Raw genomic sequence first — 12,248 nt, forward strand, 5'->3', positions numbered from 1 at the left:
CCCATTTTCAGATAGCCGCCGAAAGGCGGCTTTCACATTTCTAAGACCCCTTTCGGCATGACAACGTTAAGGAGTCTTTATGAACGCACCAACCATCCTCACCGGCGACCGCCCAACCGGCCCACTGCACCTCGGCCACTTCGTCGGATCGCTGCGCCAGCGCGTGGCGCTTCAGCAGACGCACAACCAGTTTGTGCTGATTGCTGACCTTCAGGGGCTGACCGACAACGGCAGCAACCCGCAGAAGATCCGCGACAACATCCCCGAAGTGCTGGCCGACTACCTCGCCGCGGGCATCGACCCGAACCTGACCACTATCTGCCTGCAGTCCGCCCTGCCCGCCCTCGCCGAGCTGACAATGCTGTATATGAATATCGTCACCGTCGCCCGCGTGGAGCGTAACCCGACGGTGAAAAACGAGATTGCGCAGAAGGGCTTCGCCCGCTCGCTGCCGGTCGGGTTTATGGCCTACCCCATCAGCCAGGCGGCGGACATCACCGCGTTTAAGGCCGAGTGCGTGCCCGTCGGCGACGACCAGCTGCCGATGATTGAGCAGACCAACGAGATTGTGCACAAGATGAACAGCCTGCTGCCCGCCCCGGTGCTGCGCCACTGCAAGGCGATGCTGAGCGACACCAGCCGCCTGCCCGGCATCGACGGCAGCGCCAAGATGTCGAAATCGCTGGGCAACACGCTGCACCTGTCGGCCAGCGAAGAGGCTATTCACCGTGCGGTCAGCGCCATGTACACCGACCCGAACCACCTGAAGGTGAGCGACCCGGGGCGGATTGAGGGGAACGTGGTGTTTACGTATCTCGACGCGTTTCATCCGGACAAGGAGAAAGTGGCGGCGATGAAGGCGCACTATCAGGCGGGCGGGCTGGGCGACCGGGCGTGCAAGAACGAGCTGGAGGCGTGCCTGCAGGAGCTGATTGCGCCGATGCGGGAGCGGCGGGCGATGTATATGCAGGACAGGGGGGAGCTGATGGCGATGCTGAAGCGCGGGACCGAACGGGCGCAGGGGGTGACGCAGGCGACGTTGAGGGAGGTGAAGGTGGGGCTGGGGGTGCCGGTGTTTTAAAATAACGTCATGCAGCGTATGTATTCAAATAATACATGCGCTGCATAATATTATTATCGGCAATTCAGCGAATATTACATTTATAATTAACAGGAAGTATTACTAACCCTTCTTTAAAAGATGACCAATATCAACGTGGATATTTATTTCGGAATTTAGCCCGACTTATTAACCACTTTATGTATATTCGCCTTACAGGCTCAAACCTAGCATTGCTGCATTTACTCTTCTGCCCCTACAAGGAATTGTCATGCAGCTTTATACCAATGAATTTACCGCTGAGTTGAAAGCGGAAATAGATCGTTCGCCTTTTTCCGATGAACAACTGGCCGCCATGCCTGAGGACGCGCGCGCCGTCATTGCCGAACAGGAAGCCTTTCATCGACAACATCCCGTCACCGCCATCTGGCGGATTGCCACGGCTGGCAGCCAGACCCGACTGGGCGGCGTTGTTCTTCCCGTCGAACGTGAAGCCACAATGCTCATGGACGATAGGAGTTACACCAGCGTGATTGTCGAAGGAGACTGTGTGGCCTATCCGGATGGAACGCTCGCCACGATTATGACCACATCAGGAACCGCGTTTACGTGGAAAGGACACGGCGTTGCCCTGGTTGGTAGCCTGCTTGATAACGATGACGAGATTATCAGCACACCGCTCGGCAGTACTTATCTGGTCACCCGCGAAGGGATTCCACCTCAAGAGGATTTCTTAACCTGGCCTGGAGAATAGGCCATGGGCTACCGTTCAACGAACTACGGCCGCGGTCAGGCGCTGCACGGCGATAGAACGACCACCGGCGCAATATGCTGTAGCACCCTGCCCAACTGCACCGAGCACGGTCGCGGCGTTATCCGCGTTGGCGATAAAACTACGGCATGCCCTAAATGCGGCAAGCAGGGCGTTGTTGCAGACGGCGAACCTCGCGTTAACTGGATGGGGCAAGCCTCAGCCGTCGATGGTTCTGTCGTCATTTGTGGCTGCCCGCACGGAACCAACCGCGTGATCGCCCCATCGGGAGAGTGGCTCGGCTCCGGTCCCTCTCCTGAACAGATCGCACAGGAAAAGCATCAGGCCATGCTCGCAGCACGCCGAAAAGAGGAAGAGGCCGAAGCACAGCGACAAACAGAAGAACGCGATCGCAACCGGGTCTTTGCGAAATCCTGCCTGCGCGGTGAAGGATGTAACGATGCAGGCACCGAAAGTGAGCCGCACACCAACTTCGCCGAGATGGCATTTTACCAGGCCATGCCCAACGACGCCCCTCAGCACGCCCAGGCGGCAAAGCGTAAGGCGATCCCAAAACCAAAGCAACGCAGCGCGCTTTATCTCTGGTGGAATGGGCATCACGAGGAGATGGACTATCAGGCTGCCGTTGCAGCCGAAGAAAGGGCCTGGACCGCGCGGAACGCGATAGCCGATGCCAGCGAACTCGTACTGGTTGGCGGGCGTACGATTACTTCCGGCACATGGGCCATGCGCGGCGCTGCACTTGGCGAGATAGCCACGGGAGGCCTTGGTGCTCCTGTCGCAGGGGTGCTGATAGGGATGTATCCCGGCAAGCTGAACGACGGAGAGCAGGATTTTATCGACAGGATGCGCGCCGAACAGATGCGGGAAGCCCCTACCCGCGTTCGCTTCACCTGGGAGAACGACACCAGCGGTAACCCGACACCGCGCGGCTGGCATACGCCGCCGGGCAAGGACAGCGTGCGCGTTCGCAGGATGGAGTGGGATAGCCGACGCCAGGCGTACACCTTTACCACCGAAGAAGACCCTGGCATCACCCTCATCTGGACACCGGACCGCACCGGAGAGAGTAAGCCGTGGGATACGGGTAATGAGAACCCGGTACGGATACCGAACCCGGTTGTGGTTGATCCGCTGCCGGAGGATACGGGGATTGGTGCGACGACCAGCCCGACACCGGAAGAGAAGACGTTTGCAGATTATATTCTGATTCTGCCGGTGGGCGGGGTGCCGCCGATTTATGTTTATATCCGCCACAATCCCGGACAGGTCACAGGCAAGGGGCAAAAAATTAGCGGGGTTTGGTTATCTGATGCGAATGCGGGGAATGGGTCTCCTATTCCAAGCCAGATAGCGGATCGGTTACGTGGTCAGACATTTACGGACTTTGACCAGTTTCGTAAGGCGTTTTGGCTGGAGGTGTCGAGGGATCCGGGACTGCTGGAGCAATTTATCAGCAATAACCGCGCAAGTATGCGTAAAGGAAACGCCCCTTTCACACGCACACCTGACTCGGTTGGAAAAAGAGAACGTTATGAAATTCATCACATACAACCTATCAGTCAGGGCGGTAAGGTGTATGACGTTGATAATATGGGAATAACCACTCCAAAACATCACATCAAAATTCATAAAGGAGAGTGATATGAGACTGTTAAGTGATTACACAGAAGAAGAATTTTTAGAACTGGTACGCAAAATTTGCAATGCGGACGCACCAACTGAAGAAGACGAGAATCGATTGGTTAGAGAATTTAAACGGCTTACCCAGCACCCCGCAGGCTCTGACCTGATTTTTTATCCTGAAGAGGGCAAGGATTATAGTCCAGAAGGCATTGTTAGAGAAGTTAAGGAGTGGCGTAGGGCAAATGGTAAACCCGGTTTCAAATCATAGTTTTTATGGGTTAACACAGATAATCATGCTTTCTTGACCAGTGCTCAACTTCATATATTAACGACAGCGGGTAACCGTTAAGTGCCAGATAGCCTAATGAAGTCAACGAATATGGAATATTCTATAAATGAAACCTACTCTCGCACAAGTTATTGAGGTCGTACGTGAGTCCTCTGGGATACATCGTAAAACTATTGATAGCAATACCTGGATTGAGGCCGATTTACATATTTGCGGTATTGATGGCGAAGAACTACTGGAAGACTGCGAAGAAGCTTTTGGCGTTCAACTAGCCACGGAAGAAGATGGCTATATGAAAACGTTCGCTCTTGCTGAGAACGAGTATCTGTTTACGGGTGAAGGCATAGATTTTTTTGGCATCTGTCGGTTTATACGCTGGGTACGTGGCATACCCGAACCTGTGATACGCGATTTAACCGTTGGCGAACTGCATGCTGTATTGGTTAAGGCTGTGAAAGAACAGGTAAAGCACGAGTGATTTCTGATTAATACGGGCATGGGATAACTTGCCCGTATCGTTATATTGCTCCAGGAATATAAGGTAGGAAGCCAGAACTACTCAGGCATCGCTTGCCCGATTCCCCGCTTCACAACGGGTATATCGCCGGTATCATTCAGCGCCCCCGGAAACGTTTTTAACCACTGCGCGACTTTCTGCTTATTTATATTCACCACACTCATCCCTTCCAGGCATCCCCATAATTCTCTTGTATGCTGTGGCGTAATCACGATGCAGTCTTTCATGGCGCGGATTTTCACCGGCATGCCGTTGATGAACCCCGCGCGTTTTAACCAGTCGCCGCCCAGAAGAAGGTATTTCATGTCTATGCGTGCATACAGTTCGCAGCAGGCGGCACTGTCCTGCGGCGTTTCGGCACGGGGATGGACGGGTGCCGCGTTGGGTGGGTTGCCATGAAGGCGGCGGGCGCTGTTTTTGCGTACCAGCTCGCGGTTTTCAATCATGCCGGTGAAAGCGTCTGATTCTGTTTTGCAAACGGTAAACTCTGGCTTAAAATTCGTCGCAGCCATTTTCAACTCCTTGTAAGTTGTTTGTGGTTAGCGGTATGGGGGTGTTGCAGCACCTTCATATCGCGAATTATTCTTTAAATACTCTTCGATACTTCCTTTGCCCTTCGGCGTAATTTCTGGTGCTCATTATACAGGGCTGAATATAAATACAGCAGTTTGGGGCGGGGTAAATTTGGAATTTGCGAAGGGGATTCAGGAAACGAAATCAAACGAATTAAAGCAAGACACTAATGCAGGGTTTTGGTTCTAAATCACTGGAAGGCCTTTCGAGAAGAGAAAGTACAGCGAAGCACTCTTTTTTGTTTAGAGCTGCTGAAGGATGTTTTTTTTCTTCTCCGAGTCCAACTTCGGCCAAAGACGGACTAAAGAGGCCAGTTCATCATCTTCTGTATAGAAGTATGCTACAGGCACTTCGAGAACTTTAGCGAGATGCCGAACGACTTCAATGCTTGCCTGGTGAACCCCTTTCTCGTAGCGGTTGATACGCGCGCTTGCTGCAAACTCATCTATGCCAGCCAAAATGCCCAGGTTTTTTTGCGATAACGCCATGTCCAAGCGCACCTCTTTGAGGCGTCGACTGAAGAGCTGATTGTGGGAATTGGATGTTTTCATAACTACGATAATCGTAGTTAATGCCTAAGGAAGATACTACGTTTTACGTAGTGCAACCGCTAGATTGATTTTTATGTAAGATTTTCAAAAATTCTCGAGCGCCCTCGCAAAACTACGTAAAACGTAGTTTTGCAGATTCCAAAGAAGCTACGAATAACGTAGTGTCTCATTAGTCAACTTCCCACATGGAGATATGAAGAATGGTTTGGTACAAAGCGTGCGTTTTAGCTGCTCTCAAAAAGGAACGAGATTTTGCACGCCACCTTCGGTCTCAGCGCCTACACAACGATTAACGCTCTTAAGAGACCGTGACACAAAGTAAAATTCTTCTTTGCAGGATCAAGTGGCATCAATCCTGAACTCATACGGCCACGTCATAACTTTAAATCTGCGGATCGAGGCTTAAATGGAAGAAGAATCAAGCACAGCAAAGAGTTACGTCAAATCATACGTAAATCTTTAACAATTCGTGTTTTATCATCATAAAAATTTCGTTCTAAGAAATTTTTTACGTAAAATATAACGTAATTGCGCCTTTAAAATAGGGACTAGAACATGGCTAACTTTGATGCAGATTATTGCTACTCTTTCCCCGCAGTGAGGGGCGTCCAGGCTGGACGACCATTCTATATCGCCACTTGCCCTATGCGCATCATTCCGAAAATCTTCAGCTTTGATGAGACAGACGTGCCGCCGGAGCTGCGCGCTCAGCGTATCTTGAATAAATCACGCATCCCAGAGATGGTGCGTTACTTACTTGAGAACCCAAAAGATTACGTATTCTCTGCATTAACTGCATCCATTGCAGTCGATGTACAGTTTGACGAGTTCGAAAACTCCAACAACCTTGGAACGCTTCGCGTACCTATGGATGCTCAAATTCTTATCAATGATGGTCAACATCGCCGTAAGGCTATCGAGGATGCTCTTTCTGAGCGTCCTGAATTAGGACAGGACAACATCCCCGTTTTGTTCTTTGTTGATGAAGGTTTAAGACGTAGCCAGCAGATGTTTGCTGACTTGAATAAATACGCCATCCGCCCCAGCCCATCACTATCCGCGCTTTATGATCATCGCGACGTAAGCTCGAACCTTGCTCGCTATCTTGCGATGTCTATCGAGCCCTTTATTGGTCTTACTGAACTTGAGAAATCTAGTATCAGTTTGCTTTCCAATAAACTGTTCACGCTAAGCAGTATTAAACAGGCAACACGTGCCCTGCTTGGTAAAGACCCTAAAGTAGGCAGCATTGAGGACAATACGCATATCGCTACGCTATACTGGCAGGCTATTTTCAAAGTCATGCCAGACTGGCAGCTTGCGGCACGCAAAGAAGTATCTCCGGCGCAGCTCCGCCAGGATTATGTGCATGCCCATGGTATCGGTTTGCAGGCTTTGGGCCTTCTGGGCCGTTCACTACTGACTGAAGAACCTGAGCACTGGCAGGAAAAACTGACGAAGCTAAAAACCTTTGACTGGCGTAAAAGCAATCCTGAGATGATTAAGCGCGCAATGCAGCATGGCAAATTGAGCAAAACCGGCACCGCCATTCAGCTAACGTGCAACGCTTTAAAAATTGCGCTGTCTCTTCCCCTTTCTCCTGAAGAACAAGAGCTTGAAGCTCAGATGGTTGTATCATGAGTACATTAACTCAGGCCTATGATCTGGCCGACTATGAAGATTTCATAAACGAAGAGCAATTTGCTGGGCGTACTCTCGCTGATTTTGTCTCTGAAGTTCAGCGCGTCTACTGCGCAGATAAACGCCCTTGGGTAATTGGCTACAGTGGTGGCAAAGACTCTTCGGCAGTTATTACCCTTGTTTACCTGGCGTTGATGGGTCTTCCGCCGGAAATGCGTACGAAGGATGTGTTTGTCGTTTCCTCAGACACACTCGTAGAGACGCCGGTTGTAGTAGACCTCATCAAAAAAACGATGCTCCAGATTGAGGCTGGCGCTAAACGCGACGGCTTACCGATAACACAACATGCTGTAACGCCAAAAACCAACGAGACATTCTGGGTAAACCTGCTTGGTAAAGGCTATCCAGCGCCTACCCGTAGTTTCCGTTGGTGTACAGAACGAATGAAAATCAACCCGGTAAGTGACTTTATCAAAGAAAAGGTCAGCCAGTTTGATGAAGTTATCGTCGTTCTTGGATCGCGCAGCAGCGAAAGTGCATCACGCGCTCAGGTCATTGCAAAACATAAGATTGATGGCTCGCGCCTTGCGCGTCATACCACTCTTTCTAACGCATTTATTTACACCCCAATTGATACCTGGGATGTTGAAGATGTATGGAAATTGCTGCGTGGTGCATTCAGATATGCGCCTGATGACATTGATGAGTGGGAAAGCCCTTGGGGCGGAAATAACCGCCCGTTGTGGACTCTTTATATGGATTCCTCAGCTCAGGGTGAATGCCCGCTAGTTATTGATGACAGCACGCCTTCCTGCGGTAACTCACGCTTTGGTTGCTGGACATGTACTGTTGTCACAAAAGATAAAGCGATGGAAAGCTTAATCCAGAACGGTGAAGAGTGGATGTCGCCACTTTTGAAATACCGCGACCTGCTGGCTTTCACAACCGATCCAGTAAACAAAGATACCTACCGCAACTATAAGCGACGCACAGGTAAAGTAAGCTATCAGTATGCGAAGGATGGCGAGGAACTTACAGCTGAGCGTAAACATGTGCCAGGTCCTTACTGGCTTAAGTATCGCCAGGAATGGTTGAAGGAATTGCTGACGATTGAGCGTGATATGAACGCTCAGGGTCACACCATTACATTGATCACAGAACCAGAGCTTCATGCCATACGCCAGCAATGGCTAAAAGATCCCAATGAGCCTGACTGGTACGACACATTACCGGGTATTTATCGCGAGGTTTATGGCAAGGATCTGGACTGGGTTATAGACGATCAATCACGTTTTGACGCCAGCGATGCCGAACTTCTCGAACAAATTGCCCAAGGTTTTGATGTTGTACCTGAAATGGTTATGAAATTGATCGAGCTTGAAGTTTCGATGGAAGGCCTGAGCCGCCGCCAGGGGATCTTCGACAAGCTAGGGACGATCCTCAAGCAAGACTGGGGAAGTCTTGAAGAGATAAAACAACAGCAGGAAGCTTTGCAGAAACGTAATGAGCGTGATGTTCATCAGGAAGAAGTGGCAAGCATAGAAGCTGAACTGCAGATGCTGCAGCGGAGAATTGTCGAAGTCAGCGAACCAATTCTGCTTACCAGTGAGGAAAAAGAACGTGTTAATTAAACAGCTGGTACTGCGTAATTATCGGGTTTTCAATGGAACCCATGTTATCGATCTGGCCCCTAAAAAACGACAGAACGACGATAACCCCCGCCCTATCGTTTTATTCGGTGGGTTAAACGGCGCAGGTAAAACATCAATACTTTCCGCTATCCGCCTGGCCCTTTATGGAAGGCTTGCATTTGGTTCAACTACTCAACAGCAAGAGTATGTGGAAGAGCTTAGTGCCCTGGTACACAGCGGCTCAACTTTGGGTGAACAGCCCGATGAGGCCTCAGTCGAGCTTATTTTTACGTACAACAAAGGTGGTCAGGAGGCTGAATTTACCGTTACCCGCACCTGGCAAAAAGGTAAGCGAGACAAACTGTCCTTACAGCAGGATGGCAAACTCATTGAAGGACTTGGCTATGATCAGTGCCAGGGTTTTTTAAATGAATTAATCCCCCACGGCATAGCCGACCTGTTTTTCTTCGATGGTGAAAAAATTGCGGAGCTTGCTGAGGACGAATCGGGAAACATCCTCCGTACGGCTGTGCGTCGTCTGCTGGGTCTGGATCTAATCGAGAAGCTCCGGAACGATTTAACAATTTTCGTGAAGCGCCAACAATCTGGTCAACTGGCTGAATCTCAACAGCAGAAGCTGCTTGAACTTGAGAAAAAGATTAAAGAATTTGCCTTTAAAACCGAGCAAATTCTTGAAAAGGCTGATTTCGCTAAATTGCGTATTGACCTGATCTCCAAGGAAATTGTGCAGAATGAGACCCTTCTTAACGCACAAGGGGGGGCATTTGCTCAAACAAAAACCCAGGAGAAACAGAAGGTCGAGACGCTTTTAAAAGAAAAAGATCGCCTGGAAAAAGCGCTTCGTCATGAGTGTGATAGCTCACTACCGTATGCTTTAGCTCCAAAAACTCTGGGTCATTTGCTAGAACAGATTAGTGCTGAGACGCAAATAAAACAGGCAAATAGCTTCGAAAAGGAATTGAATCAATTCCTTACGCAACTAAAAAGCGACATTTCTTTCCGTTCAGGAAGCACAGGCAAAATTGCTGCTGAGGCTATAGAAGATAACTTTAAAAAATATCTTGCTGATAAACCAAAAGGTGAATTGCTGTTTGACATATCTGAACGTGAAGCAGGGATGATTCAGCAAGCCATCGAACAGGATAGTAAGAAAGCCTGGCAACGCTTCGATCTTTATCGTAACCAACTGGCAGAGGTGGAAGAACAGTTAGAGCAAGCCGCAGCAAACATCGCCCGGGCACCGGAAGATGATCAGCTGATGGATATTTTTGAAAGACTTCGTGATCTGGATCGTCAACGTGAAGCTAAGCGGCAGGAGTATCGCTCATTGCTTGAAGAAGCAAAAAATACCAAACAACAGCAACTTGATTGTGCTCGCCAGGTACAAAAGGCTCACGATGCAGCACGCAATCAGCATAGCTTTAATAGCGCATTCAACAATGCGCAAGAGACAATCAGCTTGCTTGATCGATACAGTGAGCTGTTAACGCAGGCTCGAGTAAAAACCCTCTCAGCTAACTTTGAAGTTGCATACCGTAAGTTAGCCAGGAAAGAAGATTTGCAGCTGAATGCGCATATTAATCCACAAACCTTTGATGTTGAACTGGTGGACGAGAATAACAGAGTTATTAACCGTAAATTACTCTCCGCAGGAGAGAAGCAAATTTATGCGATAGCGATCCTTGAAGCTCTGGCTAAAACATCTGGGAGGGATCTGCCAGTAATCATCGATACTCCGCTAGGACGCCTAGATTCTCAGCATAGAGATAAGTTAATCAACCATTACTTCCCTTATGCAAGTCACCAAGTCGTGTTGCTTTCGACTGATACTGAAGTGGATGAAAGATATTTTGTTGATCAGCTTAGAGATGATATTTCTCATGCATATGAGATCGTGTTTAATGCTCGGACAAAGTCATCTGCACTTAAACCAGGATACTTCTGGGAATTAACTAAGGAGGTGATTTAATGCTCCCGAATAGAATGCAACTTAGTCGACAAACGGAAGAACAACTCAAGAGACTAAAAAGTTACACTGGAATAACACCTAATGTAGCGGCTCGTTTAGCTTTTTTCCGCTCAGTCGAAGGGAATTTTCGTTTCCTTGCAGATAGAGACACTCGAAAACTTGATGGTGCCTTAATCTTAGATAAGATAACTTGGCTAGGTGAAACACTTCAGACTACGGAACTAATATTAAAAATGATTTATCCAGAAATAGATGAAAAACATTTCGTCAGAGCATGGGCTGCTCATGTTGAAGATGGAATATCTAGTTTAAGAAACTACCGTAGCCTCGTAGAATTAGCATTAAATATATAAATACATTCACAGCAGAGGTGAACTAACATTCACCTCTGCCAGTAATTAATCACAACTCATTTAATAACATCCAAAAAGCAAAATCGTTGAGCTTAATAATGTCTTTTTTACCATCGACATACAAACAATGATGAGTCTCAAGAGTATTAATGCTTCCCATCAAAGAATCCTGACTAATTTTATCACCAACATTAAATATTGCTTTAATATCTTGATTCTTAATTTTTGAAACCTTATGTACAAACCACGTTAATATATAATTAGAATAGTCATTATCTCCCGTTTGGAAATGAGTTATATCTTGAGTCGAGAGAATCATACCAACTCCGTACTCTCTACCCTCTTTAAGGATTTTACGAAGACTATCATAATTTTCGGACATGAAATTATCAGCCTCATCAACTAAAATCATTTTTGATAATCGTCGGAAATTTTCTTTAACTTGTGGTTTAGGGCTTTTCTGCATCTGAGAATAAAATTGATCTAAAGTTAGGGCTACGACTAAACTTTGAATCTGAGAAGGATATTGAGCAAGCTCAATAATAGTCACATTTGATATAAAATCGAAAAGTGATAAACATTGGGTTGCATCAGGTTCAAACACTTCAAGATCGGCCAAACTTTCCAAAGCAGCATAAAGAGAATCTTGTTCAGGATCTTTTTCTAAATACAGTTCCCATATATCATATAAAGTAGGTGGTAGATTAGACCATGTCGACTGGTCAGCTTTATTAACACCTCTCATTTCGTATGCTTCGGCGATAATTTTACGTAATTTAAGTTGTTGCTTAACACCTAGATTAAATGCTTTGCCAAGAGTCTCTGAAAAAACACGTGCTGTATGGACTGGCAATAAAGGAATTTCACCATATAAACTCAGTGGATTATACGGCAAACGATAAGGTTTGTACTTTCTACCCTTATTAATATTAACAAATTCATCATCTATATAATCTGATTTATAATCAAATATAAGGATTGATAATTGACAGTTACCTACATCATTATTTGTTAGCTGCGTGATTAAGGATTTCGTGAACTGGGTTTTCCCAGTACCCATTGTACCGATGATACCAGTATTAGTATTCATGGTAGATAACGTATTTTCTATTTCCCATAAAACATTCTTACCGCTTTGAATGTCTTTACCTAGCTTTATAATTATAGATTTATTTATTTCATGTTCTTCTTTTTTGGATAAATCAGATGCTAAAAATTGGGGATGATTAATAATACTTCCCGTAT

At 47.4% G+C, this 12,248-nt stretch carries 12 protein-coding genes; 9 read left to right on the forward strand and 3 right to left on the reverse strand.

Features of this window, described 5'->3' with window-relative positions; all coding sequences use genetic code 11:
* The first annotated feature begins 79 nt into the window (after positions 1–79).
* The 5 genes from trpS to INF86_RS19425 all read left to right on the forward strand — a co-directional run bounded on the left by trpS (position 80) and on the right by INF86_RS19425 (position 4,225).
* Positions 80–1,081 (forward strand): tryptophan--tRNA ligase, encoded by a 1,002-nt coding sequence (gene trpS / locus INF86_RS19405; protein WP_154051868.1) that lies wholly within the window; start codon positions 80–82, stop codon positions 1,079–1,081.
* 250 nt (positions 1,082–1,331) lie between these two features.
* Complete coding sequence (locus INF86_RS19410) at positions 1,332–1,814, forward strand: hypothetical protein (RefSeq protein WP_154051867.1); 483 nt, start codon at positions 1,332–1,334, stop codon at positions 1,812–1,814.
* Between the two features lie 3 nt (positions 1,815–1,817).
* The gene (locus INF86_RS19415; protein WP_193543827.1) at positions 1,818–3,476 is read left to right on the forward strand and encodes an S-type pyocin domain-containing protein; all 1,659 of its coding nucleotides are present in this window, start codon (positions 1,818–1,820) and stop codon (positions 3,474–3,476) included.
* Position 3,477: 1 nt separating this feature from the next.
* Complete coding sequence (locus tag INF86_RS19420; protein WP_040117168.1) at positions 3,478–3,726, forward strand: bacteriocin immunity protein; 249 nt, start codon at positions 3,478–3,480, stop codon at positions 3,724–3,726.
* A 127-nt stretch (positions 3,727–3,853) separates the two neighbouring features.
* Complete coding sequence (locus INF86_RS19425) at positions 3,854–4,225, forward strand: hypothetical protein (RefSeq protein WP_155024512.1); 372 nt, start codon at positions 3,854–3,856, stop codon at positions 4,223–4,225.
* A gap of 77 nt (positions 4,226–4,302) precedes the next feature.
* Here INF86_RS19425 and INF86_RS19430 read toward each other — a convergent pair whose 3' ends face one another.
* Both INF86_RS19430 and INF86_RS19435 read right to left on the reverse strand, forming a co-directional pair.
* Entirely contained in the window at positions 4,303–4,776 is a 474-nt protein-coding gene (locus INF86_RS19430) for a SymE family type I addiction module toxin (RefSeq protein WP_193543828.1), read from the reverse strand.
* A 303-nt stretch (positions 4,777–5,079) separates the two neighbouring features.
* Entirely contained in the window at positions 5,080–5,388 is a 309-nt protein-coding gene (locus INF86_RS19435; RefSeq protein ID WP_071922641.1) for a helix-turn-helix domain-containing protein, read from the reverse strand.
* A 555-nt stretch (positions 5,389–5,943) separates the two neighbouring features.
* Here INF86_RS19435 and dndB point away from each other — a divergent pair.
* The 4 genes from dndB to dndE are packed head-to-tail and all read left to right on the forward strand — an operon-like array spanning position 5,944 to position 11,003.
* Positions 5,944–7,029 (forward strand): DNA sulfur modification protein DndB, encoded by a 1,086-nt coding sequence (gene dndB / locus INF86_RS19440; protein WP_063405461.1) that lies wholly within the window; start codon positions 5,944–5,946, stop codon positions 7,027–7,029.
* The gene (gene dndC, locus INF86_RS19445; RefSeq protein WP_193543829.1) at positions 7,026–8,660 is read left to right on the forward strand and encodes a DNA phosphorothioation system sulfurtransferase DndC; all 1,635 of its coding nucleotides are present in this window, start codon (positions 7,026–7,028) and stop codon (positions 8,658–8,660) included. Before dndB ends, dndC begins: the two co-directional genes overlap by 4 nt.
* Positions 8,650–10,650 (forward strand): DNA sulfur modification protein DndD, encoded by a 2,001-nt coding sequence (dndD, locus tag INF86_RS19450; protein WP_193543830.1) that lies wholly within the window; start codon positions 8,650–8,652, stop codon positions 10,648–10,650. The genes dndC and dndD overlap by 11 nt, the downstream gene beginning before the upstream one ends.
* Entirely contained in the window at positions 10,650–11,003 is a 354-nt protein-coding gene (dndE, locus tag INF86_RS19455) for a DNA sulfur modification protein DndE (RefSeq protein ID WP_193543831.1), read from the forward strand. Before dndD ends, dndE begins: the two co-directional genes overlap by 1 nt.
* A 49-nt stretch (positions 11,004–11,052) precedes the next feature.
* On the opposite strand, the gene INF86_RS19460 is transcribed toward dndE, so the two are convergent.
* Positions 11,053–12,248 (reverse strand): ATP-binding protein (locus tag INF86_RS19460; protein WP_193543832.1); only part of this gene is annotated, 1,196 nt, incomplete at its 5' end.

This window comes from Enterobacter cloacae complex sp. I1M, from assembly GCF_014982425.1.
In the GTDB taxonomy this organism is placed as follows: Bacteria; Pseudomonadota; Gammaproteobacteria; order Enterobacterales; family Enterobacteriaceae; genus Enterobacter; species Enterobacter intestinihominis.